The organism is Streptomyces sp. NPDC102278 (genome assembly GCF_044766345.1).
Classification (GTDB): Bacteria; Actinomycetota; Actinomycetes; order Streptomycetales; family Streptomycetaceae; genus Streptomyces.
In genome coordinates this window covers 150,532-176,761 of the sequence record NZ_JBIWLV010000011.1, presented here as the reverse complement: position 1 = coordinate 176,761, position 26,230 = coordinate 150,532, and the positions used below count along the sequence as shown (strand labels likewise).

Annotated in this window: 23 protein-coding genes and 2 pseudogenes; 8 read left to right on the top strand and 17 right to left on the bottom strand. The window is 73.2% G+C overall.

Annotated features, from left to right (window positions below; translation table 11 throughout):
* The first annotated feature begins 67 nt into the window (after positions 1 to 67).
* Genes ACIRO3_RS25475 through ACIRO3_RS25460 form a run of 4 tightly spaced genes read left to right on the top strand, consistent with a single transcriptional unit; the run spans position 68 to position 2,943 of the window.
* On the top strand, positions 68 to 1,240 hold the full coding sequence (locus ACIRO3_RS25475; RefSeq protein ID WP_404140652.1) for a GDSL-type esterase/lipase family protein: 1,173 nt from the start codon (positions 68 to 70) through the stop codon (positions 1,238 to 1,240).
* 40 nt (positions 1,241 to 1,280) lie between these two features.
* Positions 1,281 to 1,748, top strand: a complete 468-nt coding sequence (locus ACIRO3_RS25470; protein WP_404140649.1) for a hypothetical protein — start codon at positions 1,281 to 1,283, stop codon at positions 1,746 to 1,748.
* Positions 1,749 to 1,801: 53 nt separating this feature from the next.
* Entirely contained in the window at positions 1,802 to 1,975 is a 174-nt protein-coding gene (locus ACIRO3_RS25465; protein ID WP_404140800.1) for a helix-turn-helix transcriptional regulator, read from the top strand.
* Entirely contained in the window at positions 1,972 to 2,943 is a 972-nt protein-coding gene (locus ACIRO3_RS25460; protein WP_404140646.1) for an NAD(P)-dependent alcohol dehydrogenase, read from the top strand. The genes ACIRO3_RS25465 and ACIRO3_RS25460 overlap by 4 nt, the downstream gene beginning before the upstream one ends.
* 41 nt (positions 2,944 to 2,984) lie before the next feature.
* On the opposite strand, the gene ACIRO3_RS25455 is transcribed toward ACIRO3_RS25460, so the two are convergent.
* The 8 genes and pseudogenes from ACIRO3_RS25455 to ACIRO3_RS25420 all read right to left on the bottom strand — a co-directional run bounded on the left by ACIRO3_RS25455 (position 2,985) and on the right by ACIRO3_RS25420 (position 11,645).
* A complete protein-coding gene (locus tag ACIRO3_RS25455; RefSeq protein WP_404140643.1) occupies positions 2,985 to 3,851 on the bottom strand; it encodes a S1 family peptidase in 867 nt (288 codons plus the stop codon).
* Between the two features lie 185 nt (positions 3,852 to 4,036).
* Entirely contained in the window at positions 4,037 to 5,482 is a 1,446-nt protein-coding gene (locus ACIRO3_RS25450) for a glyceraldehyde-3-phosphate dehydrogenase (protein ID WP_361771837.1), read from the bottom strand.
* A gap of 168 nt (positions 5,483 to 5,650) precedes the next feature.
* Positions 5,651 to 6,376, bottom strand: coding sequence for a GPR1/FUN34/YaaH family transporter (locus tag ACIRO3_RS25445; RefSeq protein WP_404140640.1), 726 nt, complete (start codon positions 6,374 to 6,376; stop codon positions 5,651 to 5,653).
* A gap of 79 nt (positions 6,377 to 6,455) precedes the next feature.
* Positions 6,456 to 8,346: pseudogene (locus ACIRO3_RS25440) on the bottom strand (amidohydrolase).
* A gap of 8 nt (positions 8,347 to 8,354) precedes the next feature.
* The gene (locus ACIRO3_RS25435) at positions 8,355 to 9,311 is read right to left on the bottom strand and encodes an alpha/beta hydrolase (protein WP_361771839.1); all 957 of its coding nucleotides are present in this window, start codon (positions 9,309 to 9,311) and stop codon (positions 8,355 to 8,357) included.
* Between the two features lie 281 nt (positions 9,312 to 9,592).
* Entirely contained in the window at positions 9,593 to 10,423 is an 831-nt protein-coding gene (locus tag ACIRO3_RS25430; RefSeq protein ID WP_404140637.1) for an alpha/beta fold hydrolase, read from the bottom strand.
* A gap of 304 nt (positions 10,424 to 10,727) precedes the next feature.
* Positions 10,728 to 10,976: pseudogene (locus tag ACIRO3_RS25425) on the bottom strand (DoxX family membrane protein); the annotation flags it as partial.
* A 6-nt stretch (positions 10,977 to 10,982) separates the two neighbouring features.
* Positions 10,983 to 11,645, bottom strand: coding sequence for a hydrolase (locus ACIRO3_RS25420; protein WP_404140634.1), 663 nt, complete (start codon positions 11,643 to 11,645; stop codon positions 10,983 to 10,985).
* Positions 11,646 to 11,915: 270 nt separating this feature from the next.
* Here ACIRO3_RS25420 and ACIRO3_RS25415 point away from each other — a divergent pair, with 270 nt between their 5' ends.
* Positions 11,916 to 12,905, top strand: a complete 990-nt coding sequence (locus ACIRO3_RS25415) for a heme A synthase (protein WP_404140631.1) — start codon at positions 11,916 to 11,918, stop codon at positions 12,903 to 12,905.
* Positions 12,906 to 12,912: 7 nt separating this feature from the next.
* On the opposite strand, the gene ACIRO3_RS25410 is transcribed toward ACIRO3_RS25415, so the two are convergent.
* The 7 genes from ACIRO3_RS25410 to ACIRO3_RS25380 form a co-directional block, all read right to left on the bottom strand.
* A complete protein-coding gene (locus ACIRO3_RS25410) occupies positions 12,913 to 13,158 on the bottom strand; it encodes a hypothetical protein (protein WP_366147994.1) in 246 nt (81 codons plus the stop codon).
* A gap of 220 nt (positions 13,159 to 13,378) precedes the next feature.
* Complete coding sequence (locus tag ACIRO3_RS25405; protein ID WP_404140627.1) at positions 13,379 to 15,235, bottom strand: galactose oxidase-like domain-containing protein; 1,857 nt, start codon at positions 15,233 to 15,235, stop codon at positions 13,379 to 13,381.
* Positions 15,236 to 15,435: 200 nt separating this feature from the next.
* Positions 15,436 to 16,245, bottom strand: a complete 810-nt coding sequence (locus ACIRO3_RS25400) for a hypothetical protein (protein ID WP_404140624.1) — start codon at positions 16,243 to 16,245, stop codon at positions 15,436 to 15,438.
* Positions 16,245 to 17,519 (bottom strand): VWA domain-containing protein, encoded by a 1,275-nt coding sequence (locus ACIRO3_RS25395; RefSeq protein ID WP_404140621.1) that lies wholly within the window; start codon positions 17,517 to 17,519, stop codon positions 16,245 to 16,247. The genes ACIRO3_RS25400 and ACIRO3_RS25395 overlap by 1 nt, the downstream gene beginning before the upstream one ends.
* A 115-nt stretch (positions 17,520 to 17,634) precedes the next feature.
* Positions 17,635 to 18,030 (bottom strand): GntR family transcriptional regulator, encoded by a 396-nt coding sequence (locus ACIRO3_RS25390; protein WP_361771848.1) that lies wholly within the window; start codon positions 18,028 to 18,030, stop codon positions 17,635 to 17,637.
* Between the two features lie 52 nt (positions 18,031 to 18,082).
* Positions 18,083 to 19,069 carry an ABC transporter permease gene (locus ACIRO3_RS25385; protein ID WP_404140618.1) on the bottom strand — a complete coding sequence of 329 codons (987 nt, stop codon included), beginning with the start codon at positions 19,067 to 19,069 and terminating at the stop codon, positions 18,083 to 18,085.
* The gene (locus tag ACIRO3_RS25380; RefSeq protein ID WP_365998718.1) at positions 19,066 to 20,013 is read right to left on the bottom strand and encodes an ABC transporter ATP-binding protein; all 948 of its coding nucleotides are present in this window, start codon (positions 20,011 to 20,013) and stop codon (positions 19,066 to 19,068) included. Before ACIRO3_RS25380 ends, ACIRO3_RS25385 begins: the two co-directional genes overlap by 4 nt.
* A 190-nt stretch (positions 20,014 to 20,203) precedes the next feature.
* Between ACIRO3_RS25380 and ACIRO3_RS25375 the strand changes: the two genes are divergently transcribed.
* From ACIRO3_RS25375 to ACIRO3_RS25365, 3 genes are read left to right on the top strand one after another with little or no spacing between them, the layout of a single operon-like run.
* Positions 20,204 to 20,839 (top strand): ATP-binding cassette domain-containing protein, encoded by a 636-nt coding sequence (locus ACIRO3_RS25375; RefSeq protein WP_404140615.1) that lies wholly within the window; start codon positions 20,204 to 20,206, stop codon positions 20,837 to 20,839.
* Positions 20,836 to 21,702, top strand: a complete 867-nt coding sequence (locus ACIRO3_RS25370; protein ID WP_404140612.1) for a metal ABC transporter permease — start codon at positions 20,836 to 20,838, stop codon at positions 21,700 to 21,702. Before ACIRO3_RS25375 ends, ACIRO3_RS25370 begins: the two co-directional genes overlap by 4 nt.
* Entirely contained in the window at positions 21,660 to 22,475 is an 816-nt protein-coding gene (locus tag ACIRO3_RS25365; protein ID WP_404140609.1) for an ABC transporter substrate-binding protein, read from the top strand. The genes ACIRO3_RS25370 and ACIRO3_RS25365 overlap by 43 nt, the downstream gene beginning before the upstream one ends.
* A gap of 92 nt (positions 22,476 to 22,567) precedes the next feature.
* Here the strand turns inward: ACIRO3_RS25365 and ACIRO3_RS25360 are convergent, their stop codons facing one another.
* Positions 22,568 to 24,223 carry a class I adenylate-forming enzyme family protein gene (locus ACIRO3_RS25360; RefSeq protein WP_404140606.1) on the bottom strand — a complete coding sequence of 552 codons (1,656 nt, stop codon included), beginning with the start codon at positions 24,221 to 24,223 and terminating at the stop codon, positions 22,568 to 22,570.
* Complete coding sequence (locus tag ACIRO3_RS25355; protein ID WP_404140603.1) at positions 24,220 to 26,097, bottom strand: CoA transferase; 1,878 nt, start codon at positions 26,095 to 26,097, stop codon at positions 24,220 to 24,222. Before ACIRO3_RS25355 ends, ACIRO3_RS25360 begins: the two co-directional genes overlap by 4 nt.
* Positions 26,098 to 26,230 lie beyond the last annotated feature (133 nt).

Here is a 26,230-nt window from a genome sequence, read left to right as displayed (position 1 = left end):
GCCGTCACGATCATGGCGGCGCGCGGACCTTCAGCGAGCCGTGCCCGACCACACCCGAGGACCCGACATGACCGACTGGATCACCGTCCCCGTGGAGCCCGCTTTCGTGCGCGGCGCCATCGACCTGGAGCGCACCGGCCGGGGCGTCCTGCCGCACCGGCTGCCCGCCTGGGTCCGCGAGCAGTTCCCCGATCCCGGCCTGGGGATGGCCGAGGCCCAGACCTCCGGGGTGCGCGTCGCCTTCCGAACCCGCGCCACCGCCGTGGAGTTGGAGACGGTCCCCACGCGGATGGCCTACCGGGGCGCCCCGCCCCGGCCCGCCGGGGTGTACGACCTGCTCGTGGACGGGGAGCTCACCGGCCGGGCGACCGTGGCCGGCGGGAACGTCCACACCGTCGACATGGCCACCGGCACCGCGGTCACCACCGCGGGACCGGCCGGCGTCGCGCGGTTCACCGGACTGTCCGGGGCGATGAAGGACGTCGAGATCTGGCTGCCGCACACGGAGATGACCGAGTTGATCGCTCTGCGCGCCGACGCGCCGGTCGAGCCGGCATCCGCCGACGGCCGCCGCGTGTGGTTGCACCACGGCAGTTCGATCAGCCACGGTTCCAACGCCGACCGTCCCCGCTCGACCTGGCCCGCGCTCGCCGCCGCCCGGGGCGGGGTGGAGCTGATCAACCTGGGCTTCGGCGGGAACGCGTTGCTCGACCCGTTCGTCGCGCGCGTCATGCGGGACACCGCCGCGGACCTGATCAGCGTCAAGATCGGCATCAATCTGGTCAACACCGACCTGATGCGGCTGCGCGCCTTCACGCCGGCGGTCCACGGCTTCCTCGACACCATCCGCGAGGGGCACCCGAGCACGCCCCTGCTGGTGGTCTCCCCCGTGCTCTGCCCCTTGCAGGAGGACACCCCGGGGCCCCTGGCGCCGGAGTTCGACGGGCAGAGGCTGCGTTTCCGCGCGATGGGCGACCCGGCGGACGTCGCGGCCGGACGGCTGACGCTGACCGTCATCCGAGCGGAGCTGGCCCGCATCACCGCGCGGCGGGCGGCCGGGGACCCGAACCTTCACCACCTCGACGGACGTGCGCTGTACGGCGAGGCGGACTTCGCGGAACTGCCGCTGCCCGACGACCTGCACCCGGACCCCGAGGGGCATCGCCGCATCGGTGAACGCTTCGGCGAGCTGGTCTTCGGTCCCGGCGGCCCGTTCGAGCCCACCCGAGGTTCCATGTAAGAAATAATTGACATGGTGTACGAATGATTTTACATTCCTCGTGTCAAAGTTGCTTTACACGGGAGTGGGTGCGGACGTGGCCTTCGAGGAGAAGCGCGCGTGGATCGCGGCGGTGGTGGCCGTCGTCGGGTACGCCGTCTACCTGGCCGTGGTGCTGGGGCGGGCCGGCGACGGCGTGCCGCTCGCGGAGGTCGCGTACGCGGCCCCCCTGCTGTGGACAGTGGGGGGCGCGATCGCCGCCGCGATCGCCCTGAACATCGCCGTCGCGCTGGCCTCGCCCCGCGAGGCCGACGTCAAGGACCAGCGGGACAAGGAGATCGGCCGCCTCGGCGATCACGCCGGGCAGTCCTTCCTCGTCATCGGCGCCGTGGCCGCCCTGGCCCTGTCGATGGTCGAGGCGGACCATTTCTGGATCTCCAACGCGATCTACCTGGGATTCGTCCTCTCGGCGCTGCTCGGTTCCACCGTGAAGCTCGCCGCCTACCGGTGGGGGTTCCAGTCGTGGTGAAGGCGACCGGCATCACGAACCGGATCCGGACCCTGCGCTTCGCGCACGGGGAGATGACGCAGGCGGAGCTGGCCGAACGCGTCGGCGTGACCCGGCAGACCGTCATCGCCATCGAGAAGGGCCGCTACTCGCCCTCGCTGGAAACGGCGTTCCGGATCGCCCGCGTCTTCGCGGTCCCGCTCGAACAGGTCTTCCAGTACGCGGACGAGGAAGGGACGACGCCGTGAAGGCGATCGCACAGGACAGGTACGGCTCAACCGAGGTGTTGGAGCTCCGGGACGTCGAAACGCCCACGCCGGGCGGCGGCGAGGTGTTGATCGCGGTCCGGGCCGCCGCCCTGGACGCCGGGGTCTGGCACCTCATGACCGGCCGGCCCTACCTCGTGCGCCTGATGGGCTACGGATTGCGGCGGCCCAAGGTGCCCGTGCGCGGCCGGGAGGTGGTCGGGAAGATCGAGGCCGTCGGTGACGGGGTGAGCGCCTTCCGGGTGGGGGACGAGGTGTTCGGCGTGTGCGAGGGTTCGTTCGCCCAGTACGCGACCGCCCGGCAGGACAAGATCGCTCCCGTGCCCGCGGGCATCCCCCCTGAGCACGCCGCCGCCCTCCCCGTCTCGGGCCTCACCGCGCTCCAGGCCCTTCGTGACGCGGGCCGCGTCCGACCGGGGCAGCGGGTCCTGGTCATCGGCGCGGCGGGCGGGGTGGGTACGTACGCCGTGCAATTGGCCAAGGCGTACGGCGCGCACGTCACCGGGGTGTGCAGCACCTCGAAGACGGAACTGGTGCGTTCGCTCGGCGCGGACGAGGTCATCGACTACACCCGCGAGGAGTTCGCCGACGGCGTCCGCGCCTACCACCTCATACTCGACACCGCCGGCAACCGCGGCCTCTCCCACCTGCGACGGGCCCTGACCCCTCGGGGGACGCTCGTCCTCATCGGCGGCGAGGGCGGCGGTCGCTGGATCGGCACGATGGCCCGGGTGCTGCGCGCCGCGCTGCTGAACCCCTTCGTCCGGCACGACCTGAAGCCCTTCATGGCCGTCGAACGCCGAGCCGACCTCGACGTCCTCGGGCGGCACGTCGAGGCGGGCGAGCTGACGCCGGCCATCCATCACGTCCGCCCCCTCTCCGAGGCCCCGGCCGCGATCGACCGGATGTACCGGGGCGAGGCGCGCGGCAAGACGCTAGTCGTTCCCTAGTGCCGTGACCGGAAGGAGTCGGTCGGCACCCCGCAAGGCGGTCAGTGGTGCGCCGCGGTCGTCCTGGCGATCCAGTCCTTGTGCGCGGGTACGGAGGTCCAGATCCCGGGGCCGCCGACGCAGTGCGGGTCTGCGGCGTGGTCGCCGTCCCCGGAGGTGGCGCCGACGAGCTGCCAGCGGCCGGCGAGGCGCTGGATCTGGGGGCCTCCGGAGTCGCCGGAGCAGGCCATCGCCCGGGGGGTGCGCGCGGCCGTGCACAGCTCGCTCTTCGCGTTGATCTCCGCGCAGTGGCCGGTGGCGAGGCCGCGGGTGTCGAGTTCCTGGAGACGTTCGGGGAAGACCCAGTGTTCGGGGTCCAGGGCGTCGACCACGGTTCCGAAGCCGATGACCCGGGTGGGGGCGCCCACCTTGGGCCCGTGGTCGGCGATGGCGACGGGCTTCTGCCGGACGGGGCGGTCCAGTTCGAGGAGGGCGATGTCGTTGGTGGAGCGCTTCTCGCCCAGGCCGTCGTACCCCGGGTGGACCACCTTTCGGACGATCTTGGCGACCGTGCCCCCGGAGTGCCGCTTGTCGCTTCCGATCCGTACCGTCCCGGTCGGGTGGGTCGCCCCGACGTCCTGGGCGCAGTGCGCGGCCGTCACCACCCATTGGGGGGCGATCAGCGCGCCTCCGCACACCCCGTCGAGGGTGGCGGGGCCCTCGTCCAGCGTCATCGGGATCGAGGCCATGAACGGATACGCCTCGGTGGAGTCCTTCCCGTGGACGATCGCCTGGGCGCCGGTGGCCGACGCCACCAGGCACAGGACGGCGGCCGCGCCGACCGCCGTGACCCGCGCCGGGAGGCGGCGTACCGTCCGGGATCGGGCGGTCGGGGGGTGCGGGCTGGTCGGCGGCGCGGAAACGGTCATGGGGTTGTCCTTCCCAGCGGCGCCCGGCTGATGCGCGTGGGAGGCGGGAGGCTTCACGACCGCCCCGACCGCCGGCCCCGCACATGCCGACGGGGCGGCGGCGGGGCCGGGGACCGGATGCCGTCGGCATCGGTCCGCGCCCCACCGTCGCCCCGTCGGGACACCGGGTCGCACGTGCGGCGGGATCAGACCGCCGGGGCCGGGAAGGTCGGGTACTCCACCCCGGAGACGTGCTGGACGACACGGATGACCTGGCAGGAGTAGCCGAACTCGTTGTCGTACCAGAGGTACAGGATCGCGTTGTCACCGTCGACCTTGGTGGCGCCGGCGTCGACGATCGAGGCGTGGCGCGAGCCGATGAAGTCGCTCGACACCGCGTCGGGGGCGGTGGTGAAGTCGATCTGCCGCTTGAGCGGCGAGGTCAGCGACACGTTCCGCAGGTAGTCGAGGACGTCCTCGCGGGTGGTCTCGCGACCGAGCCGCAGGCTGAGGATCGCGATCGACACGTCCGGCACCGGGACGCGGATCGAGCTGCCGGTGATCGGCGCCTTGAGTTCGGGCAGCGCCTTGGCGACGGCGGAGGCGGCGCCGGTCTCGGTGATGACCATGTTGAGCGGCGCGGAGCGGCCTCGACGGTCGGCCGGGTGGTAGTTGTCCAGCAGGTTCTGGTCGTTGGTGAACGAGTGGACGGTCTCCACGTGGCCCCGCAGGACGCCGTACTCGTCCGCCATCGCCTTGAGCGGCGGGACGATCGCGTTGGTGGTGCAGGAGGCGCAGGACAGGATCTGCTCGTCCGGCTTGATCGTGTCGTGGTTGACGCCGTGGACGATGTTCGGGACGTCGCCCTTGCCCGGCGCGGTCAGGACCACCTTGTCGATGCCGGGGCGGAGGTGCTTGGAGAGGCCCTCGCGGTCGCGCCACTTGCCGGTGTTGTCGATGAGGATGGCGTCCTTGATGCCGTACGCCGTGTAGTCGATCTCCGACGGGTCGGCGGCGTAGATCACCTTGATCTCGTTGCCGTTGGCGATGATCTTGCTGTTCGCCTCGTCGACGGTGATCGTGCCCTGGAACTGACCGTGGATGGAGTCACGGCGCAGCAGCGAGGCGCGCTTGACGATGTCCTGCTCGCCGCCCTGACGGACGACGATGGCGCGCAGGCGCAGACCGTTGCCGGAACCGGCCTTCTCGATCAGCAGTCGGGCGACGAGGCGGCCGATGCGGCCGAAGCCGTACAGGACGACGTCACGCGACTCGCGGCACTCGATCTTGTTGTCGCCGGTGGCGCCGGCCACGGACTCGGCGGTGAACTCGCCCACCGAGAGACCCCGGGTGTCGCTCTTGTAGGTCGCGGCGAGCATCCCGATGTCGATCTGGGACGGGCCGAGGTCGAGCGGGGTGAGCGCCTCCAGGAACGGCAGGGTCTCGGTGACCGAGAGCTCCTCGCCGGCGATCTGACGGGCGAATCGGTGGGTCTTGAGGATGCTGACCACCGACTTGTTCACCAAGGAGCGGCTGTGCAGCAGGACGGTCACGTCCCGCTCGCGGTGCAGCTTCCCGATGATCGGGATCATCGATTCCGCGATCTCCTCGCGGTTTTTCCAGTTGGTGAACGAGTCGTCATTGACAGTCACAGGTTTATCTTTCGAGCTAGGCGGCGCTCATATGCTAACCCGACACCAGTTTGATCTTTCAAGGGGTACCGCCCGGCGCGCTCTCCCCCGGGGTCCGCTCGTCCGGCCGCGGGGGCGCGACGCCGCCCGCGGCCCGGCTGACCTGCGATGTCGCGCGGGCGTGGCCGTTCAGAGCGTGCGCCGTACGCCCGCCTGCCGTTCGAGGTTTCGCAGCTGCACCGCGAGGTCGCCCTCGACGGCCGTGTGGGCGGGCCCGCTGCGGCCGATGGGGAGCACCTCCTCGCTGCGCATGTCCTCCATCATCAACGCGAAGGCCGCGTACGTGGCGACGAGCGCCACCGCGATCCCCAGGGCGCCCGCCGTGTACCCGAGCCAGTCGGCCCCGATCAGCCCGGCCGGGCCGGTGGCCGCCCAGCGGGACAGCGACACCACCAGGACCAGCCACAGCGCCCGTTTGGGCCGGGTCACGGCCGCCATCAGCGCCCCGAAGCACAGGAACGCGAGGTTGAACACCCCGAGCACCCGGTGCCCGCCGGCCGCGCCGGTGCCCACGACCAGGGCGTAGGCGAGCCAGCTGCCCGCGAAGGTCCCCATGAGCGTGGCCGCGATCACGTCCCGGGCCCCGAAGGCGAGGACGCTCACCACGAGTTGCAGGGTGAAGGCGGGCAGCACGCACAGGGCTACGGCGCGGCGGTCGTCGGTCTCGAAGACGCCGAGTTGGAGGCAGCCGGTCATCACGGAGGCGATGGCCACGGTGAAGAAGCCGAGCGGCACGGGCGAGGCGATCGGCCGCAGGTTGATCCGCGTCATCGCCCTGAGGTCCGGTCCGAACCGGCGTCCGGGCGGCGCCGGTTCAGTGCCCCCGGCCTCGCCGGGAACGAAGGCGGTACTCATGTGGTGGGTTTCCCTTGTTCGATGCGTGCAGCCGATCGACGCATTGGGCCGATCGGCGCGTGACGCGGGCCGGCGCCGATCAGTGTGTGAAGCAGGCGTCGAGGACGGGCGGCGCCACGGCGGGCGCCGCGCCGCGCGCGACGCGCCAGAGCCGGTGTTGCTCGGACTCCGCCGCGGCCTCCGCCATCGCCTCGGCCTGGCGCACACCGCTCGCCCCGCCTTCGGGACGGGCCTGGTAGCCGCCGAAGTGGGCCACCGGGCTCCAGTGCGGGCTGACCGGTGGAACGGGCTCGTCGAGTCCCTCGTACTCGGCCGTCGCGTAGACGATCCGACCGCCGACGACCGTGAGGACGGATTCGATGTCGGGGATCGCGGCCTCGGGGACGCTCAGGTAGTCCTGCGTCAGGATGGCCAGGTCACCGAGACAGCCCTCCTTGAGGACGCCCTTCACGTCCTCCTCGCCGGTGAGCCGGGCGCCGCCGCGGGTGTAGAGGGCCAGCGCGGTCTCCCGGTCGACCAGGTTCCCGGGCGGGTACAGCGACGTGCCGCCGACGGTGCGGCCCGTCACCAGCCAGTGCGGCGAGACCCACGGGTTGTACGAGGACACGCGCGTGGCGTCGGTTCCGGCGGCGACGGTAAGGCCGCGGTCCAGCATCGCGCGGACCGGCGGTGTGCGGGAGGCGGCCTCGCGCCCGTACCGGTCCAGGAAGGCGGCGCCCTGGAAGGACATCCGGTTCTGGACGGAGAGGGCGCCGCCCAGGGCGGCGATGCGGTCCAGGCTGTCGTCGGAGACCGTTTCGGCATGGTCGAAGAGCCAGCGGCCACCGCCGGGGAACAGGCCTTCGGCAGCGAGCTTCTCGAAGACGGCGAGGTCGCGGCGGATCGTCTCGTCGTAGGTGGCGTGGAGGCGCAAGCCCCAGCCCTTCTCCAGCAGGAGCCGTACGGCCGTCTCGAACTCGTTCTCGCAGTCGGCGGCGAGTTCGGGCCCCGGTTCGGAGAAGTTCTCGAAGTCGGCGGCCGCCCAGGTCAGGTTCTCGCCCGCGCCGTTCAGGCGGAGCCACTCGTCGCCGCCCTCGGGCCTGACCGTCTCGGTCCAGCGGGTCAGGTCGGCGATCTCCTGGCCGGCCGTCTGCGGGAAGAGGTGGTAGGCGATCCGCAGGGACAGCTCTCCCGTGCGGGCCAGGTCGGTGACGGTGGCGTAGTTGTCGGGGAAGTTCTGGAAGCCGCCCGCCGCGTCCACCGCCGAGGTCAGGCCGAAGCGGTTGAGTTCCCGCAGGAAGTGTCGGGTGGAGGTCCGCTTGTCGGCCTCGTCGAGGGTGGGTGCCTTGGCGAGGGTGGAGTACAGGACGAGGGCGCTCGGCGCCGCCAGGAGGACCCCGTTCGGCTCGCCGTCCCTGCCGCGCACGATCTGACCGCCGCGCGGGTCGGGGGTGCTCCGGTCGAAGCCGGCGGCCCGCACCGCGGCGCGGTTCATCAGGGCCGACCGACTGGTAGAGGTGGAGCACGAAGACGGGGGTGTCGGGCGCGGCGGCGTTCAACTCGGCCACGGTGGGCATGCGGCGTTCGGCGAACTGCTCCGCGGTCCAGCCGCCGACGACCCGGATCCACTGCCCCTTGGGGGTCCGGCCGGCCTGCTCGCGGAGCATGGCCAGGGCGTGGCGCAGGGAGCGCACCCCGTCCCAGCGCAGTTCCAGCACGTAGTTGAGACCGCCCCGGATGACGTGCAGGTGCGAGTCGTTCAGGCCGGGGACGACCCGGCACCCCAGGGCGTCGATCACCCTGGTCGCCGGGCCCACCAGGCCCCCGAGCTCATGGTCGTCGCCGATGCCCACGATCCGGCCGTCGCGGATCGCCACGCCCCGGGCCGCGGGGCGATCCGGGTCCGCGGTGAACACCTTGGCGTTGCGCACGAGCAGGTCGGCGGCCGGTTGCCGGCCGTCGGGGGCCGGGGCTATGCCCGCGACCGGCATGCCGGCCGTCACGCGAGGGCCTCGCGCAGGGTGTCGACGGCGAGGTTGATGGCGAGTTCCGCCGCCCGGGTCTCGCGGAGGGCGTTCAGCATGACGAAGTCGTGGATGGTCCCCTGGACGCGCAGGGCGGTGACCGGGACGCCGGCGGCGCGCAGCTTGGCGGCGTACGCCTCGCCCTCGTCGCGCAGGACGTCGGCCTCGGCGGTGACGATCAGGGCGGGGGGCAGTCCGGTGAGTTCGTCGAGGGAGGCGCGCAGCGGGGAGGCGGTGATGCGGGCGCGGTCGGCCTCGTCGGTCGTGTACTGGTCCCAGAACCACTGCATCGCCTCGCGGCGCAGGAAGTAGCCCGTCTCGAACCGCTCGTACGACTCGGTGTCGAAGGCGGCGTCGGTGACCGGGTAGAACAGCACCTGGTGGACGACGGTGACGTCGCCGCGTTCCTTGGCCATGAGGGTGAGGGCGGCGCTCATGTTGCCGCCGACCGAGTCGCCGGCGACGGCGAGGCGCGTGCCGTCGAGGTCCTTCTCCCGCCCCTCGCGGCCGATCCACTGGGCGACGGCGTAGTTCTGCTCGATGGCGACGGGGTAGCGCGCCTCGGGCGAGAGGTCGTACTCGGGGAAGACGACGGCCGCGCCGGCGCCGACGGCGAGCTCGCGGACCAGCCGGTCGTGGGTGTGCGCGTTGCCGAAGACCCAGCCGGCTCCGTGGATGTAGAGGATGACGGGGAGGGGGCCGGTGAGGCCCCGGGGGCGGACGATCCGGGTCCGTACCTCCCCGGTGGGGCCGCCCGGGACGGTGATCCACTCCTCGTCGACCGGGGGCAGGGTGACGCCTTCGCCGTTCTGTACGTCGTCCACGGCCTTGCGGCCGTCGGCGGGCGGGATCTGGTAGAGGAACGGCGGCTGGGCGGTGGCGTTGGCGAAGGCCTGCGCGGCGGGTTCCAGTACGGGCTGACGGTAGGTCATGACGGTGCTCCTTCGGGAGGTCGGAGGGTTCGGGCGGGGCCGGGGGTTCGGGCGGGGCCGGGGGTTCGGGCGGGGCCGGGGGCGACCTGGGTGATCGCGGCGTTCAGGATCACACCGGGGGCCACTGCGAGCCGGGAGACCGCCCGGCGTGTGGCGTGATTGGCCCGACCGGGTGGGCGCGCGGGGCGGGCGCCGTACGGGGCCGTGGGCGGGGCGTGCGGGGGCGCCGCACGAGAGGGGTCGGCGGCGCTCCCGTACGCGGTTCGGGTGGGCGGGTCCGGTCAGCCGATGAAGGCGAGCAGCGCGGTGTTGACCTCGTCCGCGTGGGTCCAGGTCAGGCCGTGCGGGCCGCCCTCGACGACGCGCAGTTCGGCGCCGGCGATCGCCTTCGACAGCGGGATCGCGGTGGCGTCGATGGGCAGGGTCCGGTCGGCGTCGCCGTGGATGATCAGGGTGGGTACGTCGATGCGGGGCAGGTCGGCGCGGAAGTCCGTCAGCCAGGCCCGGACGCAGTCGAGGGTGCCCTTGGCGCAGGCGCCGACGGCGACGTTCCAACTCGCCCGCACGGCCTCCTCGCTGATCCGCTCGCCGCCCAGTGCGTCCACGTTGTAGAAGTCGGCGAGGAAGGCGGTCAGGAAGGCGAAGCGGTCGGCCCCGATCGCCTCCTCGATGCCCTCGAAGACGGCGGCGTCGACTCCGCCGGGGTTGTCCTCGGTCTTGAGCAGGAAGGGCGGGACGACCCCGATCACGACGGCCTTGGCGATGCGCTCCGAGCCGTACGTGCCGAGGTAGCGGGTCGCCTCGCCGCTGCCCATCGAGAAGCCGACGAGGGCGGCGTCGCGCAGGTCGAGTGCGGTGAGGACCTCGTTCAGATCGGCCGCGAAGGTGTCGTAGTCGTAACCGCCGCAGGGTTGGTCGGAGCGGCCGAAGCCGCGCCGGTCGTAGGTCACCACGCGGTGGCCCGCGGCGAGCAGGGCGGCGGTCTGCCGCTCCCAGGACGCCCCGTTCAGCGGCCACCCGTGGATCAGGACGACGGGCCGTCCCCGGCCGTGGTCCTCGTAGTACAGCTCGACGGGGGCGGAGTTGCCCTCGGCGACCTTGATGAAAGGCATGGTGTTCTCCTCTGTCGGATGGTGTGCCGCAGGTGTGGCCCTGCGGCCACGCGTCGCCCGTCGGGCGGGGGGCGGCGGTGTGCAGGACGACCCGGGTGAGCAGTCCGCTGCCGACGCCCGAGACCAGGGCGACGCCGAGCCACCACAGGGGGTACGGCGTCAGCCCGAGCACCCGGTCCAGGGACCAGGCGCCGGGTCCGGTGGCCGCCAGGGCGGCCGCCGTCGCGATCAGGACCAGGGGGTATTCGTAGCCGTCGTTCTGCACCCAGAGCCCGTTGTGCCATTTCACGGTGAGCGCGACCGTCATGACGCCGATGGCGCCGGTGGCGGCGAGCGGGGTGAGCAGCCCCAGGGCCAGCAGGAGCCCGGAGCCGATCTGGCCGGCGCCCGCGGCGAGCGCCGTCAGGTTGCCGCCGCGGAAGCCGTCGCCGCGGAACTCCCGTGCCCCGCCTTCGAGTCCGTGCCCGCCGAGGCGGAAACTGATCTTCTGTACCCCGTGCCCGGCGACGAGCAGGCCGGCCAGGAGGCGCAGGATCAGGAGACCGGTGTCCAACTCCGCTCAGCCCGACGCGTGTTCGTCGATGACCGACTGTGCGTACACGACGCCGAGGCCGTAGGCACCGGCGTGCTCCTTGACGATCTCCATCACGGCGCCGTACGTCTCCTGGCGGGCCCAGTCGCGCTGGAGCTCCAGCAGCACCTGCACCCAGGTGACGGGTACGGCGCCGGCGGCGAGCATGCGCTGCGGGGCGTGCTCGTGGGCGGCCGGGCTGACGCCGCCGGAGGCGTCGGAGACCACGTAGACCTCGTATCCCTGCTCCAGTGCGGACAGCGCGGGCAGGACCAGGCAGACCTCGATCCACAGCCCCGACAGGATGATCTTCGTGCGGCCGGTCGCCTTGACCGCCTCGACGAGGGCCTCGTCCTCCCAGGCGTTCATGGAGGTGCGGTCGATGGCGTCCTGCTCGGGGAACACGGCCGCGAGTTGCGGCAGGATCGGGCCGGAGAAGGACTCGGCGGCGACCGTCGTCAGCACGGCCGGGACGTCGAAGGCGCGGGCGGCCTTGGCGAGGCCGACGGTGCTGTCGATGATCGCGGCGCGGTCTCCGCTGCCGACGCCGAAGAACATCTGCGGCTGGTGGTCGACGAAGAGCATGACGGAGTTCTCGGGTGTCAGCAGGTCCCGGCCACCGGCGGCCCGGACCTTGGTGATGTCGAACATGAGGGGTCCTTGTCTCAGGGGGAGGCGATGAGGGCCGAACACCGCGGGCTCCCGCGGCTCGGCACTCCCCGAACGTACGAGCGGAACGCGGCCGCCTCTTTCCCCGCCGTGCGCACGGGATGGCCCGAGAACGCACAACCCGCGGACCCCGACCCCTCCGGTCGCGTACCGACACCCCGTCAACGACGGCGCACGGCACGGCCGTAGGCTGGGTCCTCCGGATCAACGCGCGGTCGTCCCCGGTGGGCGCCGCCTCGGGGAAGGTCGATCGTGCGCACTCCTCTTTCCTGGGCGGCGGCCAGGTTCACGCTCGGTCCCCGCAGCGTCCGGTGGGCCGCGACGACGTCCGTGGTTGCGGCCGTCGCGATCGTCGTGGGCGGTGGGATCGTCCGGGTCACCGGTTCCGGCCTGGGCTGCCCCGAGTGGCCGATGTGCACGACCGGAACGCTGGCCCCCACCTCCGAGATGGGACTGCACGGCGCGATCGAGTTCGGCAACAGGCTGCTCACCGGGGTGCTGTGCCTGATCGTGGGGTGGGTCGTGATCGCGGCCCGCCTTCAACGCCATCCGATGCCCGCGGTGCTGCGCGGCGCCTGGGCGCAGTTCTGGGTCGTCGTCCTGAACGCCCTGGTGGGCGGGGTCACCGTGTGGATGCGGCTGAGCCCCTACGTGGTCGCCGCGCACTTCCTCGCGGCGACCCTGCTGTTGATGGCCGCCGTGTGGACCCGGCACGCGGTGCCGGCCGGGGACGGCGCGTCCCCCTTGGACCTCTCCCCCGGCCGGCGGTCCGCCGGCCGGCACCGCTCGCTGTCCTGGACTCTGGTGGCCACGACGGCCCTGCTGGTCGTGGTGGGCACGGTGACCACCGGGTCCGGTCCGCACGCGGGGGACTCCTCCGACGTGCGGCGGATGCCGTTCGACTGGGCCACGGTGACGGTGGCGCACGGCGTACTGGCCGCCGCGGTGCTGTTGCTCGCCGGGCGGCTCCTCGTCGTGTTGCCGCGGGAGGGGTACGGTGCGGCGCGCCGCACGACGACGCTCTTCGTCGCCGTGCTGGTGGCCCAGGGCGCGGTGGGCCTGTTCCAGTCCCTGACGGGGCTGCCGGCGCTCGCCGTGACCCTGCACCTGCTGGGGTCGGCCCTGGTGTGGGTCGGCGTGCTGCGGGTCCACCTGACGGTCCGGGCGGCGGACGAGGTACGGCCGGACCCGCACCGGGCCGCCGTACGCCGGGAGGGGGTCGGTGGCGGCGTGCGTGGTTGAGCCCGCCTCAGACGAGCGACAGTCGGTCCGCGTCCACGGGTTCGATGTCGGCGGGGTCGGCGATGCGCTCCACTCCCCCGCCGCGCGGGCGGATGTACGCGCGGCGGATCCAGCGGGGGGTGCCCGTGTGGCTGGGGAGTTCCTCGCGAACCACGGCCATCAGGCGTCCCTCGACACCGGACGCGGTGTCCCGCACGAGGCGCCCGACCAGCGGATGCCGTTCGTGGCCGTCGGGGTTGTGGTCGTTGCGCATCGCGGCCTCGCTCACCTCGGGGCGACATGGGTCGACCGGTATTCGGGGCCGGCGCCGCCCCGGATGGGTCTGCCGGCGAACCCGGGACCGCGGGGACGGCGGGGGCGGCTGGGGCGGCCGGGGCGGCGATGGCCTGCCGTGCATGGACGAGCGCGCGAGGACGGTCGCCGGGAGGCGGCGTACGCGTCGCGGACGGGGCCCTGCGCGCCCTGCGCGAGCGTTAACGGACCCCCAGCCTGACCCATTTGGCCGTGCTGGGGACGCCTCGGGAGTTCAGCAGGAACAGCATGTAGTAACCGGGCGGGGCGTCGGCGGCGGACGGGGGCGTCCGCAGGTCGAGGATGTCGCCCCGGGTGCCGGTGCGGCGCAGTTCCAGGTGCCGCTGGCTGGTGTTGATCGAGTGCGTGACGGTCGTCGGGGCGAGGAGCACGGCCCGCGCCACCTCGCCGGGGGTGGAGGTGCGCACCTGGAAGTCGGTGTCGTGGGCGAGCACGTGGCCGGGGACCCGGTCGAGGGCGGGTCGGGTCCCCCGGTGCAGGTAGGCGGGTTCGTACAGCTCGATGCTGCCGTCCATGCCGTCCGCGATGTCGGGGTCGTTGGCGATCTGTTGGAGTTCGTCGCCGGTGACGAGGACCCGCCCGTCGGGCATGACGAGGGCGTTGGAGTGGTAGCCCCGGGGCAGGCGTTGGGCGGGCCCCAGGCTCCAGTGGCCCCGGGCGTCGCGGAGTTCGATCTGTCGGTACTTGAGGTCGGCCTTGGGGTTGAACGGCCCGAAGCCGTAGTCGCGGGTGTCGAGGGCTCCGTTGACGGTGAGCAGGGTCGCGTCCGGCAGGATCAGGGTGTCGTCCTGGGTGCGGCCGAAGGCGCGCGGGCCGTCCGTGCTCCAGGCGCCGCCGGACAGCCGGTACGTGAACGGGTCGCGCGGGTCGCCGCCGAGGACCAGCACCGAGTCCGGACCCCGGAAGCCGGCCGGGAGCGGTACCGCGGATCCGTAGCCCCGGAAGTCCGCCGGGCGACGGGGCAGGTCGACGCGGGTCTCCTTGACCGGGTCGAACAGCCACTGCTGGTCGGCGTCGCGGCCGAGGCCGTAGATCATGCCGTCGCGGAGCGAGAAGAGGTGCGGGTAGTCGTTGCGGAAGGGGGCGTCGGCCCCGAACCGCTCCGAGGGGACACCCACCGGGATGTCGTAGGCACGCCAGGGCACGGGGCGGTTGCGGGCCGGGAACCTCTCCACCAGGGGGGTGGGGTGTCCGGTGCCCCGTTCGTCCTGCCCGGACATGATGAGTTGGCGGCCGTCGGCCCCGGTGACCACGGAGGGGTACCAGCGGCCCACCGCCATGTCGCGGTTGCGGAACCAGGTCTCGGTCCACGGGTCGAAGACGAAGGACAGTCGGGCCCCGGTGCCGCCCTTGCCGCCGCCGTTGCCGCCGAATACGCCGACCATGCCGTTGGGCAGGAAGGAGTGACCCGCGCAGAAGAAGGGGGCCGGGCGCGGGACGTAGGTGCCGTCGGGCATCAGCACGGTGGGGGGCGGCACGTTCTTGAAGGCGCGGGCTCCGGTGCCCTTGGCGGGATCCCAGAGGTAGGCCCGGCCGGCGTTGGTCCCGCCGATCCGGTCGGTCGGCCCGGTCTCCTTGGTCGGGTCCGCCTCGACCCGCTCGAAGGAGAAGAAGAGCACCTTGCCCGTGGGGAGTTGGGCGAGGTGGACCCCGAAGTCGGGGGCGGGGAAGTAGTCGGTGAAGCGTCCGGACCGCGCCGCGGTGAAGCCGGCGTTGGTCCGCCGCTGGGAGGCGCTCAGGGCGTCCAGGCTCTCGGTGCGCTTCGTCTGCGGGTAGCCCTGGGCGCCCCGGGCCGCCAGGCGCCGGCCGGCGTGGGCCCGGGCGTGGTCCTCGCCGAGGGAGGCCGCTTCGCCGGGCCGGGTCTCGGTGGTGATCCTCCGGTGGGAGGGGCCGGACGGCGCGTGGCCGTCGCCGTCGTGCCCGGGACCGCTCGCGGAGGCCGGCAGCGCGGTGGCGAGGACGGCGGAGGCGATCAGGGGCAGGGTGGCCAGTACGGCGGACCAGGGGGATCGGGACACGGCACTCCTCGATGCGACCGCCGACGGGGCCGCCATCGTAGGAGAGGAACGATCTTCGTCACGTCGACTCGGCCGGCGGCGGGCCGGATCCGCCCGGACAGCCTCCGTACGGGTCACGCGCACGGAGGAGTCGCCGTCGCGCGCGGGGGCCGAACGGCGGAGCGGCCACCACCCGGCGCGGGGTGGGGGCCGCTCCCCGGTCATCCGCCGGAGGCGGTCCGTGCGGGACGGCCCGAGCCGCGGGTCAGGGAGTACCCGCCGATGCCCGCGAGGGCGGCGAGCAGCCCGCCGGCCACGGTCCAGATCCAGCGGTCGGACCACCGGCCGCCGGCCCAGCCGCCCTCCGGCTCGATGCCGGCCGCCTGCTGCTCACCATCGGCTTCCGCCGCCCGCGCCGCCGTGATGCCGGGTACCAGGGGCGCGGACAGGGCGCCGTCCACGGCGTAGGCGCCGCCCGTGTCCACCGCGTCGGCCCGGACCCGCGTCCGGACCGGCTGCCCCAGGTCCTCCGGGGCCAGGTCGACCACGGTGAGGCGGACGTAGTAGCTGCCCGGCAGCGGATCGTCGGCCCACTGGTCGGCGCCGGTCCGCACCGGCCGCAGGGTGCAGGACAGCTCGACGGCGCCGGCGTCCTTGGCCGCCGGTGCGGCCTGCTTGCCGTACATGCAGGGCTGGCGGCGGCGCAGCCCGTCGTAGACGTCGATCCGCCAGTTGGCCGCGCCGTGTCGGGAGGCGGCGGCCGGCAGTGTCACCGTGGCCTTGACGGTGGCCCGTTGGCCCGCGTCCAGCGGGAGCACCCAGTACAGGTAGTCACCGGTGGACGCCTCGGCGGTGGCCTCCTGACCCACCTTGACCGAGGTGGCGGTACGGAAGCTCGTGCCCGCCTCCGTCGGCCCGGCGGCGGCGGTGCTCGCCGATGGGGACGGGGTGTCGGCGGCGGCCGCTCCGGCGAGGCCGAGGAGGGCGCCGCCGGCCAGGGCGACGGCCGTCAGTGCGCGTACGGTTCGCATCAGTTGGTCCTCCAGACGGAGATGCGCCAGCGGGAGATCCAGCCCCAGACCACACCGACCACGAGGCCGGTGAGCACGAGCACGCCCAGCAGCCACCAGCCGCGACCGAGGCCGAAGGACGCCACGTCGGAGGTGTCGTCGGGGCCGTCGACCACGTCGATGGTCAGTTCGACGGGCATGCCGGGGGTGGTCTTGACCGAGGCGGGCGCCGAGAAGGAGTTGCTGACCTGGAGGCAGACCGTCTCCGGCTCCGTCACCTCGTTGCCGTCGGCGTCGTCGAGGACGGCCTTGGGGTACCGCAGGCCCGTGGAGAGGAGGTCGGTGCGACCGTCACCCGCCTCCGAGCCCCGGACGATCTCCCGTCCGTGGACGGTCGACGCGCGCAGCATGACGCCGTAGTCGTTGTTGACGGCGCGGTCGGAGCCGATGCTCACCGAGGCGCGCAGTTCCTGGCCGGGCTTGACGGCCACCTTGTACCAGCGGTGCTCGCCGAACGTCTCGCGGTCGGTGTACAGGCCGGCCCCCAGCACGGGGGCGTCCCGGCACTGTCCGGTTCCCGTGGTGGCCACGGGGGTGACCACGGGCGCGGCTGCGCGGTCGACGAGTTGTTTGACCCGGCCGGAGAGTTCCTCGGTGTGTTGGACCGAGGTGTAGGTGCCGCCGGTGGCCTCGGCGATGCAGATGAGCTGCTCGCGCGTCTTGGCGTCGGGTACGAGGCCGAGTGTGTCGATGGTCAGGTGGATGCCCCGGGCGGCGATGTCGCGGGCGACCTCGCAGGGGTCGAGCGGGGCGCAGGTGTCCTCGCCGTCCGTGATGAGCACGATCCTGCGGGTGGCGTCGCCGCCCTTGAGGTCATCGGCGGCGCCGAGCAGGGCCGGGCCGATCGGGGTCCAGCCGGTGGGGGCGAGGGTGGCCACGGCCGTCTTGGCCTCGGTCCGGTTCAGCGGGCCGACGGGGTAGAGGGGCCGGGTGTCCTTGCAGCCGAGTTTCCTGTCGTCGCCGGGGTAGGTGGCGCCGAGGGTCCGTATGCCCAGGAGTACGTCGTCCGGTACGGCGTCGAGGACCTCGTTGAACGCCTGCTTCGCCGCGGACATCCGGGATTTCCCGTCGATGTCGGTCGCCCGCATCGAACCGCTGACGTCCAGGACCAATTCGACCTTGGGCGGCTCTTTCGCCGCCGGCTCGCCTGCCGAGGCCTGTGCCGGGAAGAGCCCGACGGCCAGTGTGGCCAGCAGGCCGCACGCCGCGGCCGCCGCCCTTTTTCTTGTGATCATCGCCGGATCGTATTGAGGATCGTCGGGCAATCCAAAAGCCGACCGGCGTGCGGGCGTTCTCCGGCGCCCCCGCGCGCCGGGTCCGGCCTCCCGGACGCGCCCGGGGGGCCCCGGCCTACGCCGTGCCGACCGTCGGGAACGTCTCGGCGTGCACGGTGTCGAAGAGAGCGGTGACGTCCGAGGGTGTGAGGCCCTCCTCGCGGGCCTGCCGCATCCAGGCGCCGAGTTGGGAACGCAGCGGGGACTCCGGATCGGTCAGGGGGCCCGAGGACGACTGGAGGACGAAGGTGCCGGCGCCCTGCCGCACTTCGACGAGTCCGGCGCGTTCCAGTTCGCGGTACGCCTTGAGGGTGGTGTTCGGGTTGACCTTGGTGCTGGCCGCCACTTGCGCGGCGGTGGGCAGTTTGTCTCCCTCGACGAGGGCGCCCATGCGCAGCGCCTGTTCCACCTGTTGGACGATCTGGAGGTAGGCGGGCAGGCCGCTGCGGCGTTCGATGCGAAACACGACCACGGTGCCCGCCTCCTTCGTTGCTTCGTCGTCGATGGTCAGCGTAGGTCGCGGATCAGAACGGTCCGCGCCTGGTGCGCCAGAGCAGCAGGGCGACGAGGAGCCCGGCCAGGACGAGGAAGATGCCGGAGGCGGCCCACTGCATGCCCGCCATCTGATCCTTGCCGAAGTAGTCCCACACCGAGTTGACGATCCCCATCTTGGCGCGGCAGGCCTCCGGAGCCACGTCGTTCGCGCAGGTGCCCCACCCGTACAGGTCCCCGGAGGCCGTGCCCACCCAGTTGTCGACCAGCACGGCCTCGTCGAGCGCGGCCGGCCGCGCCCCTTCCAGTGGGAAGGCGATCCGGCGCGGGGTGGCGAGCCTGTCCTTGACGAGGTCGAAGGCGATCGTCGCCGCGTACCCGGTGAGGAAGGTGAGGGCCATGGCGGGCACCGTGCGCCGGATCAGGGCGCCGATGGTGACGCCCAGGACCGTGGAGAACAGCCCGAAGGCGACGAAGACGGGAACGGTGGTGTCGAAGGAGACGTCGTGCAGCCAGTCGTGCGGGTTGAAGGGGGCCACGGAGCCGCGCCACCAGGCGAAGAGCCCGCTCAGCGCGCCCGTGGTGACCGTGACGAGCAGGAGGGCGAAGCCCAGCTTCGCGAGGAGCCAGCGTCCCCGGGGGACGGACTGGGTGGTGGCCAGCCGAGCGGTGCCGTTCTCCATGTCGGAGGCCAGCAGGGGCGCTCCGACGAACACGGCGAGGACGGTGGTGAGGAAGGACAGGTTGACGGCGAAGGAGTTGAGGGTCTCCGACGCGTCGCCGGCGACGTTGTCGCCGAGGGCGTCCGCGGGCTTGCCGGGCCAGCCCGCCGCGTGCAGGGTGTCGAGCATCGCGCCGCGCTGGTACACGATCCAGGCGCCTCCGAGGACGATCAGCGCGAGGCAGGTGAGCAGGGCCGGGCGGTGCCGGCGGAACATCAGCCAGGCCAGTCCGCGCAGCCGGCGGGTCTTGGCGGGCGCGGCGTTCTCGGTGGCGCCGGGGCGGGTGAGGGTGCTCATGCCGCGAAGTCCTCTCGATGGCCGGGGGCGGCGGTCGGGGAGACCAGCGCGGGCGCCCGGGGCGAGCGGAGGTAGGCCAGCAGGACTTCCTCCATGCCGGGTTCCGTGAGCTGCCAGTCGGGACTCAGGGGTCCCTGTCGCAGCAGGAGGGCGGTGAACTGCCGTCCGGAGGTGCGCACTTCGATGACGGTGTGATCGGCGAGGGCCGCGGGCAGCCGGCCGTCCTCGGCGACGATTCCGGTCACCAGGGTGTGCATGGGCAGCAGTTCGTCGGCCTCGCCCGCCATGCGGACCTGTCCGTCCGCGAGGACGAGCAGGTAGTCGCACATGTGCTCCAGCTCGCCGAGCATGTGGGAGGACATCAGGACGGTGGTGCCGTGTTCGGCGGTCTCCGACATCAGCAGCGAGCTCAGCTCGTCGCGGGCGACGGGGTCCAGGTCGGCCATCGGCTCGTCCAGCAGGAGGAGTTCGGGGCGCTTGCCGAAGGCGAGGGCGAAGGCCACGCGGGTCCGCTGGCCGCCCGACAGGTCCCCGACGCGGGCGCCGAGGGGGACGTTGCCCGCCCGTACGATCCGTTCGGCCACGGCCGGGTCCCAGTCCGGGTTCAGCTCCTGGCCCATGCGGAGCGTGTCCGCGACGCTGAACTGCTTGAACAGCGGCTTGTCCTGGCCGAGGTACGCCCAGCGGCGCATCGCGGCGGGATCCCCCGCCGGGGCGCCGAAGACCCGGAGCTCGCCGGACGTGGGCTCGATCAGTCGGGTCGCCAGGTTCAGCAGGGTGCTCTTCCCGGCGCCGTTGGGCCCCACCAGGGCGCAGACGCGGCCCGCCGGGATCCGGAAGGAGCAGTCCCGAAGCGCCCACCCCCGGCGGTACTTCTTGCCCAGCCCCCGGGCCTCCAGGGCCCACCGGGTGCCGGTCGTGTCGGGAACGGTCAGATCGCGCACGCCTCCCCCTTTCCATGATTCCACTACTTCATTAATGGAATCATGGTCTGCACGCGGGGCGGGTGTCAACCGCCGCCCCGCCCGGTCGCGAGCGATCCGCCGGGATCCGGAACCGGACGCGCCCCCCGTCCGACTCCTGTGCCGGAGGCGGCGGTGGCCCGCCCGCGGCACGAGGACGGGAAGGCACGGGATGGGCGGACTGGATGTGCGGATGCGGGGGGTGGGGTGCCGGCACGGGCGGGTCGAGGCCGTCACCGGAGTGGACCTGGAGATCTCGGCCGGTGAACGGATCGCGCTGACCGGAACCAACGGCTCGGGCAAGACCACCCTGCTGCGCGCCGTCCTCGGGCTGCACCGGCAGACGACCGGGACCATCCTGGTCGGCGGCCGGGGCACCGGCTCCGCGGCCGAGTGGGCCTGGCGCCGGCGGTCTTGCGCCTGGATCCCCCAGAAGCCGGCGACCGGCCGGTTCCCCCTGCTGGGAGCCGAGTTGCTCGACAGTTCGGGCGCTCCGGCCGAGGCTCGTGAGGCGGCGGAGAAGCTGGGCGTGGGGCCGCTGACGCGCCGCCCGCTGCACAGCCTGTCGGGCGGCCAGCTCCAGCGCATGTACCTCGCGCGCGCCATCGGCGGGGTCGCCGCCGGCGCCATGGTGCTGCTCGCCGACGAACCGACCGCGGCCCTCGACTTCGCTGGCCAGGAGGAGGCGGCTAAGGTCCTGACCTCCCTGGCCGTCACCCTCGTCGTCGTGACCCACGACCGGGCGCTCGCGGACCGCTGTGACCGGGTGCTGGAGATGGCGGCGGGCCGGCTGCGGGAGGTCCGGTGAACCTCGCCGCGGCCGATCTCGGCGAACTCCTCGGGCTCCTGCCCGTGCAACGGGCCGGTGCCGCCCTGCTGTTGGCGGCGATCGGGCTGCCGATCATCGGCGTGATCATCGTGGGCCTCGACATCATGCCGGTGCGCTTCGCCATGATGCACGTGGCGCTGTTCGGCATCGCCGTGGGGCTGCTCACCGGGCTCGACCCGATGCTGTGCGCGCTGGTGGCGTGCGCCCTGGCCGGGGCGGGCGTCGCACCGCTCGCCCGGACCCCCGACGGCCTGTCGGGCGCGATGGGCCTGCTGATGAGCCTGGCGATCGCCGCCGCGCTGCTGTTGCTGGCCGTCTCCGGAGTCAACGCGTCCGGCGCCTTCGCCCTGCTGTGGGGGTCGATCCTGTCCGTGGGCACCACCGACCTGGTGGTGCTGGGCGTACTGGCCCTGCTGGTGCCGGCGCTCTTGCGGTGGCGGCGGCGGGACGTGGCCCTGCTGCTGTACGACCGGGAACTCGCCCAGTGCTCCGGCGTCCCGGTCCGCGCGCTGACCGCGGTGCTGTTGGTCCTGGTCGCGGTCGCGGTCGCCGGGGCGATCAAACTCACCGGCGCCCTGCTGGTCGACGCCCTGACCCTGCTGCCCGCCCTCGCCGCCCGCCGGCTGGGCACCTCGTTGCGGTCCATCACCCTCTGGGCGGTCGCCATCGGAGTCGTCGTGAACCTCACCGGGTTCCTCGTCGCCCTCCGGTTGGACTGGCCGCCCGGCCCGGTCCTCGTCCTCACCGCGGGGGCGGTCGTCCTCGCGGTCCATTTCCTCCCCGAACGGAGAATCAGCCCATGGCGCGTATCCGCGTCCGATTCGCTTCCCTCCTCGCACTGAGCGCGGCACTGACCCTGGTCACCGGCTGCGGCAACGGCTCGGACTCCGGCCCCGCCGCCGACGGCGCGAGCGGCACGCCCGCGCGATCCGGGACGCCGGTGGTCGTCGTCACCACGACGTGGGAGGGCGCCCTGGCGAAGGCGGCCGGGGTCGGTGACCCGAAGGTGATCGTTCCGCAGTCGGTGCACCACGCGCCGGACTACGACCCCAAGCCCTCCGACCTCGCGGCCGTGGCCAAGGCCGACTTCGTGCTGTACGCGCCGTTCGAACCGTACGCGGCGAAGATCAAGGAGGCCGCCGGTTCCCGGGCGAAACTCGTCGAGGTGAACCTCGACAACGACCCCGAGAAGGCCAAGGCCGAGGTGGCACGGTTGGCCGCGCTGTTCGGCACCGAGGGCGCGGCCGCCCGGTGGAGCGCCTCCTTCGACACCGAGTACGCCGCGCTCGTGAAGGACGTCCAGAGCGCCCGGCCCGGCGGGAAGAGCCCCTCCGTCGTCAGCCAGGTCTTCACCACCTGGGCCGCCAAGCTGTCCGGAGCGACCCCCGTCGGCACGTACGGCCCCGAGGCGGTCACGCCGGCCCAACTGGCCGAGCTGTCCGCGAAGAAGCCCGCCCTGGTCCTGGACAACGCGCACATGACAACCGGTGTCGTCCTTCCCGACTCGGGCGCGAAACAGGTCGAGATCGTGAACTACCCCGGCGCGGACCTGGAACTGCTGCCCGTCTACCGCGACGCCGCCGCGGAACTGAAGAAGGCCATGTCCCCCTCCTGAGCCCGGCCTGCTCCCGCCGCCGCACCCCACTCCGCCCGGACGGGCCGGATGACGGTGGGGCGGGGCGGGGCCGTCCCCGCCCCGCCGTCGTCCTACGCGTCGGCCGTGACCCGGCCGAAGTGTTCGCGGACCGCCGTGCGATCGGGCTTGCCCGCGGGGGTCAGCGGCAGTTCCCCCACCACCAGCAGGCGTTCGGGGTGCTTGCGCCGTTCCAGGCCGCGCCGCGCGAGGTGGCCGGCCAGCGAGGCGAGGGTGAGGTCCTGCGGGCCTCGGGCGACGACGCACGCCGCGAGCCGCTCCCCCATGACCTCGTCCGGTACGCCGACACACACCACGTCCCGCACCCGGGGGTGGGAGGCCAGCTCGCGTTCGACCTCGGCCGGGCTGATGTTGGCGCCCCCTCGGATCACTATGTCCTTGAGCCGCCCGACCACGTGCAGGACGCCTCCGTCGTCGATCAGCCCGAGATCGCCGGTGCGGACCCAGCCGTCCGGGGTGCGGTACCGGGCGTCGAGTTCGGGGGAGGCCACGTAGCACATCGGGGTCATCGGACCGCGCGCGATGATCTCCCCGACCTGTCCGTCGGGCAGCCGCTCACGGGTCTCGGCGTCGATGATGTGGATGTCGGCGACGCGGGGGTCGGGCCGCCCGGCCGCCACTCCCGCCTCGTCGGGCTCCGGGCTGTCCGCCCCGAGCCCGGTGTGACAGTTGACCCCGTCGGCCGATCCGTACAGGTTGACGACGGGGCAGCCGAAGGCCTTGCCCGCGCTCTCGGCGGTGGTCTCGTCCAGGGCCGCGCCACCGAGGACCAGGGCGGTGGGTGAGGGCAGTGCGCCGGCGTCGGGGCCTTCCGCGTCGAGGCGTTCCAGCATCATCCGCACCATCGTCGGTACCCCCAGGACGTGGGTGGGACGGTGCTCGCGCACGGCCGCCAGGGCGGCTTCGGCGGTGAAGCGGTCGAGCAGGATGAGCGTCCCCCCGTGCCGGGCGAGGGTCACCGCGGTGCCGTTGGAGCCGAACGCCGAGGCCAGCGGTACGAGGAACAGGCAACGCGGCGCCGCGGCGTCGGGCATCAGCGAGGCCAGGAAGTTGCCGCGACCGCCCGCGAGCGCGTTGTGCGAGTACGCGATCATCTTGGGCTCCGCCTCCGAACCGGAGGACACCAGGATGCGGGCCGCGCTGTCGGGGTCCGGGCGCGCGGCCACGAACGCCGTCGCGTCCGCGCGCAGCAGGCCCGTGAGCGCGACGGTGCCCTCGGGGGCGGCACCGGGCCCGGCGGCGATGACGTGGCGCAGCGCGGGCAGGGTCGCGAGCAGGGCGCGCAGGTCGGCGGCGTGCCGGTTGCCCTGGTGGTCGACGGAGGCGATGACCGCGACGGCCTCGGCTCTGCGCAGCAGGCTCTGCGCCTCTTGGCCGCCCCGGCCGACGGGGAAGGGCAGCGCCACCGCGCCGAGGGCGGCGAGGGCCAGGTCGGCCATGACGGCGTGGCGTCCGTTGGGGAGTTGGACGCCGACCACGTCGCCGGGGCGGATGCCGAGTTCCCGCAGGCCGGTGGCCAGGGAGCGGACCTTGCGGTCGAGCGCGGTGTAACAGAGCGCGCCCTTGGCGTCGATGACGGCGGTGCGGTGCAGGTCGGCGATCTGGCGGGCCCGGAAGAGGCTGTAGAGGTCGAGGTCGGGGCAGGTACCGTCCACCGCCCAGGAGCGGCGGAGGTCGGCGGGCAGCAGGTCGTGCAGGACGACGGTCATGCGTGGCTCCAGGGGTCGGGAACGGCGGGGGCACCGTGCGCGTCCCGGCTGATCGAGCCGGCGAAGCGCGGGTCGTGGTGCAGGTCGGCGAGGTCGGTGGTGACCGCGGTCGCGGCCAGGCCGTGGCCGCGTAGTTGCGCGAGCGCCGCGTCGGTGGACAGTTCACGCAGGTCGTAGGCGCCGGCTGCCGCCGCACAGACGTCGGCGGGCACGATCCAGCCGTCGGCGGTCCGCAGCGGCGCGCGGAATCTGGCGGGCCGGCGCGTCGGCTCGCCGCGTCGGGCCCGGCTCAGGGCGGGGGCGGTGAGGACGTCGGCCGCGCCGAGCAGCGAGGAGTCGACGCGGACGCCCTGTCCGCCGCGCTCGCGGGTCAGCAGGCCCGCAAGGACGGCCTGTGCTCCGAGCAGCCCGCCCAGGACGTCGAGCAGGGTCATCAGCGAGGGCGCCGGTGGTTCGTCGCGGGGGCGGACCGCCTCGCCGACCCCGGTACGGGCCTGGACCATGAAGTCCGTGCCCATGGGGGCGTCGTCGATCCGGCCCGTGCCCCAGCCGCCGGTGTACGCGTAGACCAGCGCGGGGTTCACCGCGGCCAGGTCGGTGCTGTCCAGGCCCAGTTCGGCCGCTTTGCCGGGGCCCCAGTTGTGCAGGAACACGTCGGCGCCGGCGGCCATCTCGCGCAGCCGGGCCCGGTCGCCGGGCGATTTGATGTCCACCTCGACGGCCTTCTTGCCGCGGTTCAGCGCGAGCCACCGGGCGGAGATCCCGGAGCTGGTGGGAGGCATGCCGCGCAGCGGGTCCCCGCCCGGCGGTTCGACCCGGATGACCTCGGCGCCGAGGATGCCCAACAGGTGCGCGGCGAGCGGGGCCTGGATGCGGCGCCCCGCTTCGAGCACGGTGATGCCGGCCAGCGGCTTCCCGAGTCCCGGTGCGGGCACGGACCGGTGGCGCGGTGCCGCGCCGCAGTCGTACGGGGCCAGCGTCCAGGGGGCGGCCCCGTCGTGTTCGGCGGCCCGCTCGGCAAGGGTGCGCAGCCGGCACACCTCGGCGCCGGAGCGCGCGGCGGCCTGCCGCAGCCGGGCCCAGGTGTGGGCGCTCGCGGTGCGGTGCAGCGCCTGGGGGAAGGGCGCGCAGGCGGTGGCGTACCGGAACTGGAAGGGCCGCCAGCCGGCCCGGATCGCGTCGGCGGGGGCGTCGAGGGCCCGCCAGAAGGCCGCCCAGGCCCCCGGGTCCAGGGTCTCCAGCTCGAAGAGCGTGCCGTCGGCCGAGGTGAAGGGCGGTCCTCCGGGGGCGAGTTCGGCGGCCTCGCCCTCGTCGGCGCCGGCCGCCGCGAGGTACTGGGAGACGGTGAGCAGCCCGGCCCGGTCCACGCTCGTCCCGACCCGGCCGGCGGGGCCTCCCCTGGCCTGGCCGAGCAGACCGGCGAGCAGTCCCTGGGTGGTGAGCAGGGCGGTCGCGGTGCTCGCGTAGTCGACGGCGAGCGCGCGCGGGGTGCCTTCGCGGCGGCCGTGCACGGCCATGATGCCGGTGGCGGCTTGCGCCGTGGCCTCGTCGGTGATGCCGTGCGCGGGGTTCGCCGACCAGCGGGTGTGGGCCTCCTGTCGGGCGAAGCCACCTCCGGTGAGGGCGAGTCGGGCGCCCCGTTCGTCGTGGCGGCCGGTGCCCGTCTCGGCGCCGAGGAGTCGCAGGTGTCCGGCGACCAGCGCGGTGAGAGCGGTCAGCCCGGTCGGGCCGGAGAGGCCGGCCGGACGGTTCGCTCGGGTCGGTCCGACGGATCGCTTCGTCCGGTCCGGGCCGCTCGGCAGGGGCGGTCCCGAGACGTCGAGTCGCAGCCCTTCGAGCGGCCGGACGATCTGTGCGGTGACTGGTGAGGCCATGCCTCTCCTCTGGTCCTGGCGCGGCGGTGGCCGGCCCCGGGATGTACGGAACGCGGGAACCGGGTCGGGTGCGCACCCGACCAGTTCCACGGGAAGAGAGTCGGACTGCTGTTCCCGCGGGTTCCCGATCGAG